This window comes from Millionella massiliensis, assembly GCF_900104655.1.
GTDB classification, from domain to species: Bacteria; Bacteroidota; Bacteroidia; order Bacteroidales; family Rikenellaceae; genus Rikenella; species Rikenella massiliensis.
The window spans coordinates 347,252-363,982 of record NZ_FNWD01000002.1 but is presented as its reverse complement, the minus strand read 5'-3'; the positions used below and the strand labels follow the sequence as shown (position 1 = coordinate 363,982).

Here is a 16,731-nt window from a genome sequence, read left to right as displayed (position 1 = left end):
GGAATTTTTTCGGATCAAAACTCACACGACTTCCTGTCAAAAGCGCTTTACACAAGAAGAGGTGTATCTCTCCAGACATAAAACAAACGCGGGGTGCTGTTTTCAGCATCCCGCGTTACGCATGTTAAGAAGTGGTGAGTTACTCGTGATTCGAGAAGTATTTCATGAATTGAGTACGCTCGTACAGTTCTGGGTTGGGAATGTTCTTGGCATTCATGCGCCCGATGAAGTCGGAAGTGGTCTGGAAATCGTGGCGACGCATCCAGTCGCATACAAAGGCGTTGATTTCGCCCACCACGGGCAACCCTTTTTCGTACACGACGCTGGCGATTTCAACGGCCGAGGCTCCGGCCAGCATAGCTTTCACCGCATCCGCCCCGGAGTGTACGCCGGTCGATACGGCAATGTCGATCAGGGGCAGCGAACCGTTGACGAGTGCGGTCCAGCGCAGTACGTTCGAGAGTTCGGACGGTTGGCTGAAGATGTCGCCGGCGCGAACCGTCAGTTTTTCTATATCGATGTCTGTCGGATAGAAGCGGTTGAAGAGTACCACGCCCGGAACATTGCGGTAGTAGATTTCACGAACGATGGCCAGCGGATTGGTGAATCCGGCTCCGAGTTTGACCGACAGCGGAATGGTAATAGCCTCTTTGACCTGCGTGATAATCTCCAAATACTTGCGTTCAATCGCTTCCGACGAGGTTTCCTTGTCAGTCGGCAGCAGAAAGATGTTCAACTCGAGGGCGTCGGCACCGGCCGATTCGATGACTCGGGCGTAGTTGACCCATTCGCCGGCCTGGTGACAGTTGATGCTGGCGATGATCGGAATTTCGCACTTCTGTTTGGCTTCGCGAATCAGGTCCAGATATTGCGTGAGGCTGTTGTCCTTGACGTATGCGCGAACGTAATCGGCCGCCTCGGGATAGTCGCTGTAGCTATCCACGTGGGCCACTTCGCTCATGATCTGCTCCTCGAAGATCGACTTCAGCACGACGGCGCCGACACCGGCCGCTTCGGCCTCCTGAATGCGTTGCAGAGTCGAGGTGAGACCCGAACTGCTCAGGATGACGGGGCTTTTCAGTTCCAGTCCGAGGTATTTCGTTTTGATTCTGTCCATAGTTGGTTATTTTGGTTTGTTGTGGGGTTTAAAATTCGTTGTTCGTCAATATTCGCGGGCTCCGAAAATGCTGCTGCCGATACGCACCATGGTGGCACCCTCTTCGATAGCCAGCGAGTAGTCGCCCGACATGCCCATCGATAGAACGTCCATGGCGGGCAGATATTTTTCCCGAAACGTTACAAAATCGTTATGCAGGGTTCGGAACTCGTTTCGCACCTGTTCCATATCGTCGGTCAGTGAGGCCATCCCCATCAGTCCGCGGATGCGGATGTGTTCCAGGGCGGTCAATTCGCCATTCTGCAAAAAATGTTCCAATTCAGCGGCGTCCCATCCGAATTTGGTCTCCTCCTGGGCAATGTGCAACTGCAACAGCACATCGATCGTACGTCCGACTTTAGCGGCCTCTTTGTCGATCGTCTGAGCCAGTTTCAGCGAATCGACCGAATGGATCAATGCAACGAACGGAGCGATGTATTTGACTTTGTTGGTCTGCAGGTGACCGATCATGTGCCACTCGATATCTTTGGGCAACTCCTGATATTTGGCGGTCAGCTCCTGCGGGCGGCTTTCGCCGAAGATACGTTGTCCGGCCTGGTAGGCCTCCCTCAGTACCTCGACCGGATGGAACTTCGATACGGCCACCAAAGTTACCTGTTCCGGCAGAGATTCCCGGATGCGGGTCAGATTGTCTGCTATCTTTCCCATTCTGTTCAGAAAAATTTTTATATTTGTCGTTCTCCGCTTCAGGCGGGGCTGTGTGACAGCCGAAACAAAACAAATTTACACCATACAAATGAAGAAACCAAAACTTTTAGCGGCCTTGCTGGCCGGAGCGCTGCTGGTACAGCAGAGTGCAGTGGCTTGTACCAACATTCTCGTCACGAAAGGAGCCTCGAAAACGGGTTCGACCATGATCAGCTATTCGGCCGATTCCCACACCCTTTATGGCGAGCTTTACTACCGCCCCGCCGGCGATTATCCGGCAGGAACGATGATGAAGGTCTACGAATGGGACACCGGAAAACTGCTCGGCGAGATTCCCCAGGCACCCCACACCTACTCCGTGGTGGGCAATATGAACGAGCACCAGCTGCTCATCGGCGAAAGCACCTGGGGCGGGCTATCGCAGCTGGTCGATCCGCATGGCATTATCGACTACGGTTCGCTGATGTACATCGCTCTGCAACGCGCTAAAACCGCACGTGAAGCGCTGAAAGTGATGACCGAGCTGGTTGCGGAATACGGCTATGCCTCGTCGGGCGAATCGATCTCGATTGCCGACCCGAACGAAGTGTGGGTGCTCGAAATCATTGGCAAAGGGGTGAAAATGGTCGATGGCAAAAATGCGAACAAAGGTGCCGTATGGGTGGCTCGCCGTATTCCGGACGGAGCTATCTCGGCTCACGCCAACCAGGCCCGTATCACCACCTTCCCGCTCGACGATCCCGAAAATTGCATCTATTCGCCGGACGTAATCTCGTTTGCCCGCGAACAGGGTCTCTATAACGGCAGCGATAAGGATTTTGACTTTGCAGCCGTGTACAATCCGATGGATTACAGTTCGATGCGCGGATGCGAAGCCCGTGTGTGGAGCGTGTTCCGTCAGGTGACCGAGGGGATGGACAAATATCTGGACCATGTTACGGGTAAGAATCCCAAGAACCGTCTGCCGCTGTGGGTTACCCCGAATCGGAAACTGACCGTAAAGGATGTGGCCGAATTCATGCGCAACCACTTCGAAGGCACTGAACTGGACATGACCTGCGATCCGGGGGCCGGTCCCTTCAAAGTGCCCTATCGCTGGCGTCCGATGACCTTCAAGGTCGGCGATGAAGAGTTTACCAACGAACGTGCCATTGCCACCCAGCAGACCGGCTGGTGGTACGTCGGCGAATGCCGCAGTTGGCTGCCCGATCCGGTAGGCGGTGTGCTCTGGTTCGGTGTGGACGATACCGACAGTTCGCCGCTGACTCCGATCTACTGCTGCACGAACCGCATTCCGCACGCTTACGAATCGGGGAACGGCAACATGACCACCTATTCCGAAACGTCGATGTTCTGGGTGGTGAACCGTGTGACCAACTTCGCATACAGCCGCTACAACATCATTCACCCCGACGTTGAACGGGCCATGAACCGCTTCGAAGACCGCTGTTTTGCCGAGCAGGCTGCTGTTGATGCCGCTGCCGAGATGCTCTACAAACAGAATCCCGAACTGGCAGTCAACTTCCTGACCGACTATTCGGTCAACACCGCCCAGCGGCTCTTCCAAACCTGGGTTGAGCTGGATCGTTACCTGCTGGTGAAATACATCGACGGGAACGTGAAGAAAGAGGTATCCGAAGGGGTGTTCATGGACAACGGCAACGGTCGTGGTATCCCGGCCTCGCCTGACTTCCCGGGCTACAGCGAAGAGTGGAAAGAGATGGTGAAAGAGGCTGCCGGCGAACGGCTCAAAGTCGTTCAACCGCAGCACTAACACCCATTCCCTCCCGATCCCGATAACAGAAACGGTCTTTATCCGACGCAGGATAAAGACCGTTTCTGTTGTAAATCCCGTTTTATTTCGCCAACTTTGTTCAAGCAAAACAGAACGTATGTTAGCAATCATCGGTCGCATCATCCGTCAACTCCGTGAAGAAAACGGGATCTCGCTGGAGGAACTCTCTGCGCGGGCGGGAATCAGCACGGAAAAACTGGATAAAATCGAAAAAAACGAGACGAATGCATCACTGGGCGTACTGATCCGTATCTCGCGGGCACTGGGAGCCAAAGTAGGTGCCCTGTTTGCCGGCCGGGAACAGGATCATACGGCGGTTGTGACCCGTCGTTCGGATGTGACCGGGAACCTGACCTTTGCCGGTAACGAAGAGGGACGAAACGGTCACCTGAGTTTCTATGCCATGGCAACCGATAAAGCCGACCGCCATATGGAACCGATGGTTGTGGAGATCACCCCCAGTGGCGGCGCCGCCGTTCCTGAACTCCGTTCGGAACACTCGGGCGAGGAGTTTGTCTTCGTGCTCGAAGGCGAAGCCACGCTCTACTACGGGGGCGAAGTATATCGCCTCGGTCCTGGCGACAGCATCTACTACGACTCGGTCGTGCCCCACTTCCTTGCCAATGAAACCGAAGCACCGGCACGCGTCCTGGCCGTATTGTATACCCCATATTAATCTGTAAGTCATTCCAGAGTCATGATCCGTCGTGTTCGTCCCGCCGAAGATGCGGGTGCCATTTGCGAGATTTACAACTATTACATCAAAGAGACCGTCATCACGTTCGAAAACAACCCGATCGACCTGTTCACCATGCAACAGCGGATCGAGCGCATCTCGTCACGCTTCCCCTATCTGGTCTACGAACAAAACGGGAAAGTGCTGGGGTACTGCTACGCCGCCACATGGAGAAACCGCGCGGCATATAACTATACGGTCGAAATGACCATCTATCTGGACAAGGAGTGGACGGGACGCGGCATCGGATATCAACTGTATCAGGAACTGCTCGGATTACTGCGAAACGCCGGTTTCCACGTGGCTGTTGCCAGCATCACGCTGCCTAACACCCATAGCGTGGCACTGCATGAAAAATTCGGATTTCGCAAGGTGGCGCACTTTTCGGAAGTGGGCAACAAGTTCGGCAAGTGGCTCGATGTCGGCTTCTGGGAATTCTGCTTTTAGCGCAGATTTCACCCGAATTTTGCTAAGCAGAGAGGGTGTCGTGTACTGCATTTCCGTATTCAGACAGACTACCCTGCCTTGGATATGGTGGGAATAGCGTTCTGATTATCTCTTCCTGTCTATCCTTGAATCACACGATTCTCCGTCTTTTCATGATTTACCGAGATAATAATGTTTATGTAAAGCGAACTGTTTTTATCAGTGCATGAATTAAGGACATTGTGACCATTCCGTAACAAGTTGATTCTTTATTTCTCGCGATACCAAACAAAAGCAGGGAGTCCCGAAAGGAACTCCCTGCTTTTACATAGTAGCGTGTACAGATGATTACTCTTCGTGATCGTCGTAGTATTCACGCGCTTCGTCCAGTTTCTTGTGCATCATGGCCTGTACTTTGGCCATCTTCGGATCGTTGTAGAGGTTGTGCAGTTCGGAAGGATCGTTCTTCATGTCGTACAGTTCCCACGAATCAATATCATTGCCGTAGAAGTGGATCAGTTTGTAACGATCGGTCCGGATACCATAGTGTTTGCGCACGGCATGTTCGCCCGGGTACTCGTAATAGTGATAGTAGAGGGCGTCGCGCCATTTCTTAACCTTTTCGCCCTTGAGCAGCGGCAGCAGCGACACACCCTGGATGTCTTCCGGGATGGGCAGTCCGGCCAGATCCAGGAAAGTCGGTGCATAGTCGATATTCTGCACCATCTCTTCGATGGCACGGTCGCGTTTGACGTTCGTCCAGCAGTCGGGCAGACGCATCAGCAGCGGCGTGCGGAACGACTCTTCGTACATGAAGCGTTTGTCGAACCACCCGTGTTCACCCATGTAGAAGCCCTGGTCCGAGGTGTAGACGATCAGCGTATTTTCGAGCAGCCCCTCTTTTTCGAGGTAATCCATCAGTCGACCGATGTTGTCGTCCAGCGATTTAACACTCTTGAGGTAGTCGCGCATGTAACGCTGATATTTCCATTCGGCCAGTTCCTTGCCGGAGAGGTTCTTCGACAGGAAATCATCGATCAGCGGCTGGTAAACGGCATCCCATTGAGCACGCTGTTCGGAGGTCATTCGTTTCAGCTCGCCGTTGACGATACCGTTTTTGAGGCGGGTGTTGATCGAGCTGTCGATCATCTTCAGGTCGTAGGCCAGGTCCATGTCCTTGTCGATACTCATCTCCTGAGCTGCGGCAGCGGGCCGACCGGCATAGTCGTCCCAGAAGGTTTCGGGAACGGGGAAGGTTTTGTCTTCGTATGCGGTCAGGTCGCATGTGTCGGACATCCAAATCCGGTGAACGGCCTTGTGGTGCAGCAACAGACAGAACGGTTTCGATTTGTCGCGGTGTTCCAGATAATCGATACCCTTGTCCGTAATCAGATTCGTAACATAACCGTGTTCGCGGTGAGTGCCTTCGGGGGTGATGAAGTCGGGATTGTAGTACGATCCCTGCCCGGGCAGGATCTCCCAGTGGTCGAAACCGGTCGGAGTACTCATCAGGTGCCACTTCCCGATCATAGCGGTTTGGTAGCCGCCCTGTTGGAACAGTTTCGGGAAGGTTTGCTGCGATCCATCGAACGGTTTGCCGTCGTTGCGCATGAAACCGTTTTTGTGGCTGTGTTTGCCGGTCATGAGCACGGCACGGCTGGGACCGGAAATTGAGTTGGCAACAAAGCTGTTATCGAACCGAACCCCTTCGCGGGCCAGGCGATCCAGATTGGGTGTGTTGTTGTAGCGACCGTCGTAGCAACTGATCGTCTGGAACGAGTGGTCGTCGGTCATGATGTAGATAATGTTCAGCGGTTTGTCACAGCCGGCGGCTGGTTTCGCCTTGGCCTGAGCTCCGAGGGCCGTGAGGCCCATCGGAACCAACAACAGGGATTTGTTCATCAGCGTAGTTTATTAGTTGATTTTAAAGCAGTAGATGTTGCCAGAGAAATCCGACACGTAGAGGGCATTGCCGCTCACGGCCGGAGAGGAGAAGATCGGTGCACCGAGGTTGCGTTTCCACTGGAAACGACCGGTTTCGGCATTGACGCCGTACAGGTAGCCGTCCGAGGCTCCGAATACCAGCGTACCGCCAATCAGCACGGGCGAAGTTTCGACCGAGCACTGGAAGTCCTGGAAGTAAGGTACGGAGTAGAAAATGGCCGGACGGGTACCGTAGTTCCATACCTGTTTGAAGGTCAAACGGTCATAGGCAATCACGCCTTTGTCTGCCGTTGCCACGTACACCATCTTATCGGTCACGACCGGAGCGCAGGCACTGTTGAACGATACGCCGGGTTGCGATACGCTCTTCAGTACGTCGCCCGATCGGGGGTTGATCAGGAACAGTTCGTCGCTGCTGGCCAGATAGATCATACCGTCGTAGATCGTCGGCGAGCCGTCGCGGAAACGAATCTTGGAATCCTGTTTTTTCCAAAGCAGTTTCCCGTCGCGAAGATCGTGGGCAAAGAGTCCGTTCCAGTGGGCCGAAACCAACACCACGTCTTCACCAACCGTGGTCGTCGATTGAGTACCTTCTCCCCCGCCCCACGCTTCGTTTTTCCAGATCACGGAGCCGTCCTTGGCGTTCAATGCAGTGAAGTAGCCACCCTGACCGGCATAAAGCACGCCGTTTTCGATGGCCAGACCGTGCAGGTTTTCGGGCAGCACATAGGGATTCAGCGTTCGGGTCCACTGCTGTTTGCCGGTAGCGGCATCGAGTGCATAGACCTGCATGGCTGCATCGCAGACATATACCAGACCGTCGTTATATACAAGGCTGTTTTTAACCGAGTTGCCGGTTTTGAAGCGCCAGAGTTCGTTACCGGTAGCGGCATCGTATGCAATCACCCAGCATTTCTTGAGGTTATCGTCGTCGATGGTGGCAATGAAGAGTTTGCCATCGCCTACCACGGGCGAAGCCATGAAGATGTTGCCGCCGGCATTCTGCGACCATACGCAGCGGGGGGCCCAGGCCACTTCACCCTGAGCGATACCGCTGTGTTGAGCATTACCGCCCAGATTGGCCCAGTCGCCGCCCAGCGTGACGGTGGCAGGCGTTTCGGTCAGGTAGAAATTACGATGTTCGATCAGGCGGCTGCCATCGGCAAAGTCAGCTTCGGTAATGACCTGCTGCACTCCCTTGCGGTTGCCGACAGCCAGCGTACCGCTCCAGCTCCAGTCGGTTTGCGGTTCGAGCGTAACGGCACGTCCCTTTTTACCGTTGTCGATCCAAGACACACGGACCGCGGTAGCGGGCGAGGTGGTCCGGTAGGCGTTGACGCGAATCGGAAGCGAACCGTTTACAGTCGACAGCGTGTCATGCTGAGCCGGGAAGGTCATGGTGAGCAGCCCCGGAATGTTGGAGTAACGGGCCAGCGTCTTGTCCGAAATATTTCCTTCGGCGTCAACGCTGAAAACACGGAAGCAGGCCGGCGAGTGGTCGATACCGCCTTTGTCGGGGGTCGAGCCGCAGAAGGTCTTCACGCCGTCCACCTCTTTGGTGAACTGGCTGTGCCAGTGGCCATAAATGAAAGCAACAAGATTGTGCTTTTTCATGTCGATGCTGTCGCCATCGGCGCGCAGTACGACGTCATCACCCTGGAACCACAGGTCGTGGTTGAACATGATGACTTTCTTGTCGGGATCGGTCTGAGCCAAGTCATTCTTGATCCACTCCATCACCTGTTTCTTGCTGTACGAGGGGGCATAGTCGCCACCGAGCATGGGCAGAGCCAGGAAGTGCACGTTCCCCACTTCGAAGGAGTACCAGGTGGGGCCGAAGAAACTTTCGAAATATTGTTCACCGTAATCGCCTTTGACCAGGTCGTGGTTCCCGATGGTGTAGTACATCGGCACGCCCATCTGTTTGGTGCGGACGTTCACGCCGTGAAATTCCAGACCGGGCGTGTAGCAAATGTCACCGGTGTGTACAATGAAAGCCGTAGGATTGGCGGCAACGTAGGCTTTCAGATTGTCAATCCACTCTTTCGGAACAGCGGTCTCGGTATCGGTGATATGGATAAAGTCAAAGCTTCCGCTGTTGTTGCTGGCAACGAGTCCGAAATCGTAGGCCGAGGTGCCGGGCTCGATGGGCAGGTAGTGGGCGTCACCGGGTTTGAAGCCTGAAGGGGTTGTGACGGTCACAAAGCGTGCCTTGGGATTGGCAGGCAACTCGAACGAACCGTCGGCAGCGGTTTTTACGACTGTTTTGCCGTCGCTGACCGAGATGTTGGCCATGCCCTTTTCCGCGGCGTCGCGTACTCCGTTCCGGTTGGCATCGTTGTAAACCGTGCCGTGCAGCTGCGCCGAAGCCATTGCGGGCAACAGGAAGGCGGCTGCCAATAGTAGGGGTCTTTTCATGGTGGTTAAAGTAACGTTTTTGGGGTGTATGAATTCTGTCGCAAGGTACGAATTTGTCAATTTGAAAAAAAATAAAAAAGAAGAGAAGCAGCGCTTCTCTTCTTCAAATCGTGTAAAACAATCATTATTGCTCGATTTTCTTTCCGTCCTGTTTTTCAGATTCCTGCAACTGATGAATGGGGCCGCGCAGGCTGAAGTAGCTGAACACTTCGACGATACCGTATGCCAGGATCCAACCGCCGATAAAGATCATGAACCAGGTTGCGGTATAGATGGGTTGAGCGAAGGTAACAAAGCCGGCAATGATCAGCAATATGGGGAATACGAAGTAGAGCCAGTTTACGGCGATACCACCTTTTCGAACCTTGACCATGGAGATCAACTGCGTCAGGCCGAGGAAAATCAGCAGGATCCCGAACAGGATCATAAACAGGCTGGTCCACAGGTCGGGGCTCAACAGCAGCAGAATACCCCAAACGGCAGCAATGGGTGCCGACAGCGGGAGATATTTCCAACGATTCTCGACACCGCGTGTCCGCACCAGAAAGCCCAGAAATTGCACGACTCCGATCACGATGGAGACAATCCCGATCAATCGGAGTGCCCACTGGAGGATGTTGTGGGGCCAGATAACAAGAATAATACCGATCACGATGGCCACAATGCCCGAAAAAAGACTATTGTTGCTCTTTGAAATGTTCTTTTCCATACTTGGGTGGGTTTTGATTGATAATTTCCAACTCGAAGATAATACAAAAAACGCGCCATCGTGTCGATGGCGCGCCAAACTTTTTCGAAATAAATGAGTGGTTCCAACTGTTCGTACCCAGGCGTAATGAGAGACCATTCGATCGATCTGTCTCTGGCTGTCTCCCTTCCCCCCGCGAACAGTGTGGCGGGACTAGGCTTTTCCGGCCCGCTTGCGGTCGGTTTCGCTCAGCAGGATTTTACGCATGCGGATGGCATGCGGCGTAATTTCGGCATATTCGTCCTCCTGGATGTACTCCAGCGTCTCCTCGAGCGAGAAGATGACGGGAGGCGACACAACCGATTTTTCGTCGGAACCCGATGCACGCATATTGGTCAGTTTCTTGGACTTGCAGACGTTGACGCAAATATCTTCCGACCGGGTGCTTTCGCCGATTACCTGTCCGGCATACACTTCGTCGCCGGGCGAGATGAAGAAGCGGCCGCGGTCCTGCAGTTTGCTGATGGCATAGGCGTAGGCGGTTCCGCTTTCGGCGGCGATCAGCGAGCCGTTCGAACGGCCTTCGATTTCACCACGGTAGGGTTCGAAGTCTTTGAAACGGTGGGCAACGACAGCTTCACCGGCCGTCGCCGTGAGCAGGTTACTGCGCAGACCGATGATACCTCGGGCCGGAATGTCGAAGTCCAGGTGGGCACGGTCGCCACGGTGGTCGATGTGCAGCAGCACACCTTTACGACGGGTGGCCATTTCGATGGCCTTACCGGCCATCTCTTCGGGCAGGTCGACCGTCAAATGTTCGATCGGTTCGCAACGTTGGCCGTTGATGACCTTATCGACCACTTTGGGCTGCCCTACCTGCAACTCATACCCTTCGCGACGCATGGTTTCGATCAAGACGCTGATGTGCAGCACCCCGCGGCCGAAGACGCGGAACGAGTCGGCCGTAGCGCCGGGTTTCACCTTCAGCGCGAGGTTCTTTTCGAGTTCCCGATCCAGACGTTCCTTAATATGACGCGAGGTAACGTACTTACCGTCGCGGCCGAAGAAGGGCGAGTCGTTGATCGTGAAGAGCATGCTCATGGTCGGCTCGTCGATGGCGATCGGGGTGAGCTGTTCGGGGTTTTCATAGTCGGCAATCGTATCCCCGATTTCGAATCCGTCGATACCGACGATGGCGCAAATATCACCGCACTGAACCTCTTCGACTTTCTGTTTGCCCAGTCCTTCGAAGGTCATCAATTCGCGGATTTTCGACTTTTCGATCGTACCGTCGCGTTTTACCAGCGAAACGTTCTGCCCGGCTTTCAGTGTGCCGCGGCTGAGGCGTCCCACGGCGATACGGCCTACGTAGGGCGAGTATTCCAGCGAGGTAACCAGCAACTGCGGGGTGCCTTCGACAACCTTGGCGGTGGGAATCTCGTCGATGATGCAGTCCAGCAGGGGGATGATGTCGTTGGTCGGCGTTTTCCAGTCGGTCGACATCCAACCGTTCTTGGCGCTGCCGTAAATGGTTTTGAAGTCGAGCTGCTCTTCCGTAGCGTCGAGGCTGAACATCAGGTCGAACACCTGTTCGTTGACCTCTTCGGGACGACAGTTCTGTTTGTCGACTTTATTGATTACGACGATCGGTTTAAGCCCCATGTGCAGGGCCTTTTCGAGCACGAAACGGGTCTGGGGCATAGTACCTTCGAATGCGTCCACCAGCAACAGCACGCCGTCGGCCATGTTCAGCACACGTTCCACCTCACCGCCGAAGTCGGCGTGGCCCGGGGTGTCGATAATATTGATCTTGTAATCCTTATAGTGTACCGATACGTTTTTGGCCAGGATGGTGATTCCCCGTTCACGCTCCAGGTCGTTGTTGTCCAGCACCAGCGTGTCGGACTGTTCCTGGTTGCGGACCAGCTTGGCCTGAAGAATCATTTTGTCGACCAGAGTCGTTTTCCCGTGGTCGACGTGTGCGATGATCGCAATGTTTTTGATTTTCTGCATTGTAGTCGAATTGTGTCAGGCGCTGCGACGGAGACGCTCCGCCCGCGGACGGCACAAAAGTAGATTTTTTAGGCCAGAAAATCAAGACTCTCACGCACATGTAACCGGGAAAGAGAAAAATTTTAGTTTAGAATTTTTACAATCAAATAATAATACCTATCTTTGTCCACGTAAGGAATCGAAGGAAGGGTTATGCAACGGAAATCGAATCAGGAAATCAGAGAGATACTCACCTCGCACGGCATCAAGGTAACGCCGCAACGAATTGCAGTGTACACCGCCCTCGAGGAACTGGGACATGCCAATGCCGAACAGATTTCGGTCAAAGTGCACGATCAGTTTCCCACCGTCACGGTCGGTACCATATATAATACACTGGATCGGCTCTCGAGCACGGGAGTCATCTCGAAGCTTAACACGAGCGACAATAAAATGTATTTCGACATCAACGTCCACGACCACCACCACCTGCTGTGTGAGGAGACCGGCGAGATTGTTGACTTCGGCGATGCGGAACTCACCGAACTGGTACGCAACTATTTCGCGACCCACCCACATTCTGGCCCAAAATTTGAAGTGAACGACATCCGCATCCAGATCATTGGAAATTTCAAACAAAATTAACCACCCATAAAACACAACACGATGAAAAGCGTCAAAGGAACCCAGACCGAACAAAACCTGCTCAAATCGTTTGCAGGCGAATCGCAGGCTCGCAGCCGCTACACCTTCTTTGCAAGCGTAGCTAAAAAAGAGGGCTACGAACAGATCGCCGGCGTCTTCATGGAAACGGCCGAACAGGAAAAAGAGCACGCCAAACGCTTCTTCAAATTCCTCGAAGGCGGCATGGTCGAAATCACCGCAGCCTATCCGGCAGGTGTGATCGGCACCACCGAGCAGAACCTCGAAGCCGCTGCCGCCGGTGAAAATGAAGAGTGGGTTGAACTCTACCCCCACTTTGCCGACGTAGCCGACCAGGAAGGATTCCCGGCCATCGCCAAAGTATTCCGCGAAATCTCCAAAGTGGAAGCCGAACACGAAAAACGCTACCGTACCCTGCTGGCCCGCGTAAAAGACTGCTCGGTATTCAAACGCGAAACCGAAATCGAATGGCAGTGCCGCAACTGCGGTTACGTGTACGTTGGCAAGGAAGCCCCGATGGCCTGCCCCGCCTGCGCACACCCGCAAGCCTTCTTCGAACCCAAAAAGAACAACTACTAATCGAAAACAGCGCTCATCGGGTACTGTACGTCTCTGTGGCGTACAGTACCTTTTCCCCTTATCTGACCACTGCTTATGAAAAAGGTTTACAAAGTTCTTATCGGCGTAGGTGCCGTGGTAGTAGTTGCCGGCGCGGCCTATCACCTCTCGAATACCGCCCCTTCGGCTGATCTTTCGCGCGACCAGCAGGTGCTCGCCATTCTTGAGGATGGCCAGTGTCTGATGTGCCACAGCGAAAATCCCGATCTTCCCTTCTATGCCTCACTTCCCATTGCAAAAGGAATGATTGCCGAAGACATTGCGCTCGGTTACAAGCATGCCGACCTGAGTGGCGTCTACGAAGCACTCCGCAACGGAGGCAAAGTGGACGAAGTGAATCTGGCGAAGATTGAACGCGTCGTTGAGAAAAAGAGCATGCCGCTGGCACGCTTCTCGCTGATGCACTGGGGTTCGGCCATCACCGCCAAGAAAGCCGACATGGTGAAAGCCTGGGTTCAGGAGCATCGCGACGCCAACTACTCTACCCGCCTGGCTCATGCAGCTTTTGCCTTCGAACCCGTGCAACCCATCATGGACTCACTGCCCGTCAACCCGGCAAAAGTCGAATTGGGTCGCAAACTGTTCCACGACACCCGTTTCTCAGCTGACAACACCATCTCCTGTGCCTCGTGCCACAGCCTCGCCACCGGTGGCGTCGATAACAAGCAATACTCCGAAGGGGTAGGCGGCCAGCTGGGAGGGGTGAACGCTCCGACCGTGTACAATGCCGCGCTGAACTTCGTACAATTCTGGGACGGACGTGCCGGCACGTTGGCTGATCAGGCCGGTGGCCCGCCCATGAACCCTGTCGAAATGGCCTGCAAATCCTGGGATGAGATTATCGCCAAACTGGCGCAAGACAAGGAGCTGACCGCCGAATTCACGGCCGTATATCCCGACGGATATTCGGGCGAAAACCTGACCGATGCGATTGCCGAATTCGAAAAGACGCTTCTGACCCCCAATTCGCGTTTCGACCGCTATCTGAAAGGAGACTCGACCGCGCTGACCGCACAGGAGATCAAAGGGTACGAACTTTTCAAAGCCAACGACTGCGCCACCTGCCACGTTGGTGCCAACCTCGGCGGACAGTCGTATGAGTTGATGGGTCTCAAAGCCGACTACTTTGGCGACCGCGGACTGGAGCTGACCGTCGAAGACAACGGCCGCTACAAGGAGACCAAACAGGAACGTGACCGTCACCGGTTCAAAACTCCCGGTCTGCGGAACGTTGCCCTGACGGCACCTTACCTGCACGACGGTACGGCCAAGACTTTGGACGAAGCGGTCGATGCGATGGCCAAATACGAAGTCGGAACGACGCTTTCGCCGGCTGACCGCGACGACATTGTCGCCTTCCTGAAAACCCTCACGGGGGAATATCAGGGCAAACCGCTCGACGCTCAGAACAGTTAGTCTGTTTCGCAGCGGATAGGCTGCCCTCCGACCTTGACACAAACGAGCCGAACGATCCTTGCGGATTCGTCCGGCTCGTTTTTTTTGAGGTCCTACGTGTATCTCTGCCCCATCACTACAGCAGACCGACACCTTTCCACAGTCGAACAAAACGCTGGGATATTTCGGTAAAATCACCCATCTTTGTCATTCATGTTCCATAAGCGATGAAAGAGATTCAACACGTAACCCTGATCGGACTGGGAGCGGTCGGCACCGTACTTGCCGCTCGATTGCAACAAAGCCTGCCCGACGGTTTTACGGTAATTGCCGACGAGGAGCGGCAACAAAAATTACGTCGAGACGGCATTTGTCTCAACGGGAAACGTTACGATTTCGCTTTTACCCCCTTGGACACGGTTCAGGATATGGTGCTGATTGCCACCAAGGCCACCGCACTGGACGAAGCCATTCGGGCTGTCGCCCCACATGTCGGACCCGACACGGTGATACTTTCGCTGCTGAACGGCATTGACAGCGAGCAAACCATAGCCCGGCGTCTGAAACGCGGCCACCTGCTCTACTCCTATTTTCTCGGCCATCCCAGCATGCGCGAGGGAAACAACATCTCGCACGATGGGCAGTTTTGCATCTACTTCGGCGAAGCCGACAATCGACAGCACTCAGAGGCAGTCACACGGGTCGTCCGCTTGTTTGAACAGGCTGGCATTCCCTATGAAATACCTCAGGATATGATTTCGGCCCTGTGGCAGAAATTCATCATCAACATCGGATGCAACCAGACCACCGCTCTGCTCCGTCGCCCTTATGGACACCTGCAACAGAACGAAGCAGCCATGACACTGGCCCTTCGGATGATGGAGGAGGCGGCCGACGTGGCTCGTGAACTGCAAATCGCCGAAGCCGATCAGATGGTCGTACGGGCGGTCGAAGTCATCCGATCGATGAATCCGGAAGGAAAAAGCTCCATGCAGCAGGATGTCGAAGCCGGGCGCCCCACGGAGATCGACATCTTTGCCGGCACGCTCTGTCGGATTGCCGACGAGTTGGGATGCGCCGTTCCTTGGAATCGTGCTGCGCTGCAGATCCTCTCGGCTTTATAGATATTGAGGTCGGGGAGAAAATTTCCTTACCTTTGCATTGTCACCACGCAAACTCAACACACACGATAGTATTATGAAAAAGATGTTGCTGGCCGTTGCGGCCGTATCGGCATTGGTTGCCTGTTCCGGGAAAAGCGGCCTCGAGAAAGAGATGGTCGGCCACTACTCCGGTCGCGTTGAAATGGAAGTTGACTCGACTGACATGGGCGCTCAAATGGTTGCCGCGATGATCTCACAAATGAAAATGGATGTGAGCTTCAACGACGACGGTACGATCATTATGAGTATGGAGATGGGCGGTGAATCACAATCGGTACAAGGTACCTGGAGTGCCAAGGCCGACAGTGTGTTCATCTCTGACAGTATGAATACCACGCAAGCTTACCTGGTCACCAAAACGGCCGACGGTTTCAAACTGACCGACCGACAGGCAAATCTCATCCTCACCCCCAAGGCGGAATAATCCTGGCCGACAATTGAATTGACTAACGGATTCCGCATCTTTCAACATGCGGAATCCGCTTTTTATACCCCCAGATACTATGGAACTGATTCGTATTCAAGACACGACACACCCGCTGGCCGAGCCTGCGTGGAGAATTTACGAGCAGAGTTTCCCCCTGTGCGAACAGCGACCCGCTGCCGAGCACATCCGGGCGCTGAGCAATCCCGCCTTCCACTACAATCTCCTGCTGGATGAGGGACGGCTGATCGGTTTGCTGTCGTGGTGGGAATGGACCTCCGCAACGGGCACCAACTTCCGTTTTGGCGAGCACTTTGCCATCGATCCCCAACTGCGGGGCGGAGGCTACGGATCACAAGCCCTGAAGTTCCTGCAAGGCGACGGGCAACACCTCGTTCTGCTGGAGATCGACCCGCCGATCGATGACATTTCCCGCCGCAGAGAGCACTTCTACATGCGCAATGGGATGATTACCAACTACGAATACGACCACATCCACCCGTCGTTCCGTCCCACGACACAGCCCCACCGGCTGATGATCATGAGTTATCCGCGGGCGCTGACTCCCGACGAATTCAGCGAATTCCAACGTTTTAACAACGAGCAGGTACTCAGCTATACCGACATCAAATAGTCAGCATCCT

The 16,731-nt window shown here is 54.3% G+C and carries 15 protein-coding genes; 9 read left to right on the top strand and 6 right to left on the bottom strand.

Going from position 1 to position 16,731, the window contains the following annotated elements; all coding sequences use genetic code 11:
* Window positions 1–139: 139 nt before the first annotated feature.
* Both BQ5379_RS01510 and BQ5379_RS01505 read right to left on the bottom strand, forming a co-directional pair.
* Window positions 140–1,117 (bottom strand): dihydroorotate dehydrogenase-like protein, encoded by a 978-nt coding sequence (locus BQ5379_RS01510; protein WP_071133803.1) that lies wholly within the window; start codon window positions 1,115–1,117, stop codon window positions 140–142.
* 45 nt (window positions 1,118–1,162) lie between these two features.
* The gene (locus BQ5379_RS01505; protein ID WP_071133802.1) at window positions 1,163–1,825 is read right to left on the bottom strand and encodes a YggS family pyridoxal phosphate-dependent enzyme; all 663 of its coding nucleotides are present in this window, start codon (window positions 1,823–1,825) and stop codon (window positions 1,163–1,165) included.
* A gap of 88 nt (window positions 1,826–1,913) precedes the next feature.
* Between BQ5379_RS01505 and BQ5379_RS01500 the strand changes: the two genes are divergently transcribed.
* The 3 genes from BQ5379_RS01500 to BQ5379_RS01490 all read left to right on the top strand — a co-directional run bounded on the left by BQ5379_RS01500 (window position 1,914) and on the right by BQ5379_RS01490 (window position 4,803).
* Entirely contained in the window at window positions 1,914–3,599 is a 1,686-nt protein-coding gene (locus BQ5379_RS01500) for a dipeptidase (protein WP_071133801.1), read from the top strand.
* Between the two features lie 118 nt (window positions 3,600–3,717).
* Window positions 3,718–4,296, top strand: coding sequence for a helix-turn-helix domain-containing protein (locus BQ5379_RS01495; protein WP_071133800.1), 579 nt, complete (start codon window positions 3,718–3,720; stop codon window positions 4,294–4,296).
* Between the two features lie 21 nt (window positions 4,297–4,317).
* Complete coding sequence (locus BQ5379_RS01490) at window positions 4,318–4,803, top strand: GNAT family N-acetyltransferase (protein ID WP_071133799.1); 486 nt, start codon at window positions 4,318–4,320, stop codon at window positions 4,801–4,803.
* A gap of 327 nt (window positions 4,804–5,130) precedes the next feature.
* On the opposite strand, the gene BQ5379_RS01485 is transcribed toward BQ5379_RS01490, so the two are convergent.
* The 4 genes from BQ5379_RS01485 to typA form a co-directional block, all read right to left on the bottom strand.
* Window positions 5,131–6,684, bottom strand: a complete 1,554-nt coding sequence (locus BQ5379_RS01485) for a sulfatase family protein (RefSeq protein WP_071133798.1) — start codon at window positions 6,682–6,684, stop codon at window positions 5,131–5,133.
* A 12-nt stretch (window positions 6,685–6,696) separates the two neighbouring features.
* Window positions 6,697–9,144: an outer membrane protein assembly factor BamB family protein gene (locus tag BQ5379_RS01480; protein WP_071133797.1), complete on the bottom strand. Its 2,448-nt coding sequence runs from the start codon at window positions 9,142–9,144 to the stop codon at window positions 6,697–6,699.
* 124 nt (window positions 9,145–9,268) lie between these two features.
* Window positions 9,269–9,853 carry an HdeD family acid-resistance protein gene (locus tag BQ5379_RS01475; RefSeq protein WP_071133796.1) on the bottom strand — a complete coding sequence of 195 codons (585 nt, stop codon included), beginning with the start codon at window positions 9,851–9,853 and terminating at the stop codon, window positions 9,269–9,271.
* 192 nt (window positions 9,854–10,045) lie between these two features.
* Window positions 10,046–11,845 carry a translational GTPase TypA gene (gene typA / locus BQ5379_RS01470; RefSeq protein ID WP_071133795.1) on the bottom strand — a complete coding sequence of 600 codons (1,800 nt, stop codon included), beginning with the start codon at window positions 11,843–11,845 and terminating at the stop codon, window positions 10,046–10,048.
* A gap of 192 nt (window positions 11,846–12,037) precedes the next feature.
* Here typA and BQ5379_RS01465 point away from each other — a divergent pair, with 192 nt between their 5' ends.
* The 6 genes from BQ5379_RS01465 to BQ5379_RS01440 all read left to right on the top strand — a co-directional run bounded on the left by BQ5379_RS01465 (window position 12,038) and on the right by BQ5379_RS01440 (window position 16,721).
* A complete protein-coding gene (locus tag BQ5379_RS01465) occupies window positions 12,038–12,469 on the top strand; it encodes a Fur family transcriptional regulator (protein ID WP_071133794.1) in 432 nt (143 codons plus the stop codon).
* Window positions 12,470–12,490: 21 nt separating this feature from the next.
* Complete coding sequence (gene rbr / locus BQ5379_RS01460) at window positions 12,491–13,066, top strand: rubrerythrin (protein ID WP_071133793.1); 576 nt, start codon at window positions 12,491–12,493, stop codon at window positions 13,064–13,066.
* Window positions 13,067–13,141: 75 nt separating this feature from the next.
* On the top strand, window positions 13,142–14,521 hold the full coding sequence (locus BQ5379_RS01455) for a cytochrome c peroxidase (RefSeq protein ID WP_071133792.1): 1,380 nt from the start codon (window positions 13,142–13,144) through the stop codon (window positions 14,519–14,521).
* A gap of 206 nt (window positions 14,522–14,727) precedes the next feature.
* Entirely contained in the window at window positions 14,728–15,624 is an 897-nt protein-coding gene (locus BQ5379_RS01450) for a ketopantoate reductase family protein (protein WP_071133791.1), read from the top strand.
* A gap of 73 nt (window positions 15,625–15,697) precedes the next feature.
* A complete protein-coding gene (locus BQ5379_RS01445) occupies window positions 15,698–16,087 on the top strand; it encodes a hypothetical protein (RefSeq protein ID WP_071133790.1) in 390 nt (129 codons plus the stop codon).
* Between the two features lie 79 nt (window positions 16,088–16,166).
* Window positions 16,167–16,721: a GNAT family N-acetyltransferase gene (locus tag BQ5379_RS01440; RefSeq protein ID WP_071133789.1), complete on the top strand. Its 555-nt coding sequence runs from the start codon at window positions 16,167–16,169 to the stop codon at window positions 16,719–16,721.
* Window positions 16,722–16,731 lie beyond the last annotated feature (10 nt).

What these genes read in the sequence shown, in the direction of transcription:
- BQ5379_RS01480 (WP_071133797.1), bottom strand. Translation starts at nt 9,144, where the DNA reads ATGAAAAGACCCCTACTATTGGCAGCCGCCTTCCTGTTGCCCGCAATG.
- typA (WP_071133795.1), bottom strand. Translation starts at nt 11,845, where the DNA reads ATGCAGAAAATCAAAAACATTGCGATCATCGCACACGTCGACCACGGG.
- BQ5379_RS01445 (WP_071133790.1), top strand. Translation starts at nt 15,698, where the DNA reads ATGAAAAAGATGTTGCTGGCCGTTGCGGCCGTATCGGCATTGGTTGCC.
- BQ5379_RS01495 (WP_071133800.1), top strand. Translation starts at nt 3,718, where the DNA reads ATGTTAGCAATCATCGGTCGCATCATCCGTCAACTCCGTGAAGAAAAC.
- BQ5379_RS01465 (WP_071133794.1), top strand. Translation starts at nt 12,038, where the DNA reads ATGCAACGGAAATCGAATCAGGAAATCAGAGAGATACTCACCTCGCAC.
- BQ5379_RS01450 (WP_071133791.1), top strand. Translation starts at nt 14,728, where the DNA reads ATGAAAGAGATTCAACACGTAACCCTGATCGGACTGGGAGCGGTCGGC.
- BQ5379_RS01490 (WP_071133799.1), top strand. Translation starts at nt 4,318, where the DNA reads ATGATCCGTCGTGTTCGTCCCGCCGAAGATGCGGGTGCCATTTGCGAG.
- BQ5379_RS01500 (WP_071133801.1), top strand. Translation starts at nt 1,914, where the DNA reads ATGAAGAAACCAAAACTTTTAGCGGCCTTGCTGGCCGGAGCGCTGCTG.
- BQ5379_RS01510 (WP_071133803.1), bottom strand. Translation starts at nt 1,117, where the DNA reads ATGGACAGAATCAAAACGAAATACCTCGGACTGGAACTGAAAAGCCCC.
- BQ5379_RS01455 (WP_071133792.1), top strand. Translation starts at nt 13,142, where the DNA reads ATGAAAAAGGTTTACAAAGTTCTTATCGGCGTAGGTGCCGTGGTAGTA.
- BQ5379_RS01485 (WP_071133798.1), bottom strand. Translation starts at nt 6,684, where the DNA reads ATGAACAAATCCCTGTTGTTGGTTCCGATGGGCCTCACGGCCCTCGGA.
- BQ5379_RS01475 (WP_071133796.1), bottom strand. Translation starts at nt 9,853, where the DNA reads ATGGAAAAGAACATTTCAAAGAGCAACAATAGTCTTTTTTCGGGCATT.
- BQ5379_RS01440 (WP_071133789.1), top strand. Translation starts at nt 16,167, where the DNA reads ATGGAACTGATTCGTATTCAAGACACGACACACCCGCTGGCCGAGCCT.
- rbr (WP_071133793.1), top strand. Translation starts at nt 12,491, where the DNA reads ATGAAAAGCGTCAAAGGAACCCAGACCGAACAAAACCTGCTCAAATCG.
- BQ5379_RS01505 (WP_071133802.1), bottom strand. Translation starts at nt 1,825, where the DNA reads ATGGGAAAGATAGCAGACAATCTGACCCGCATCCGGGAATCTCTGCCG.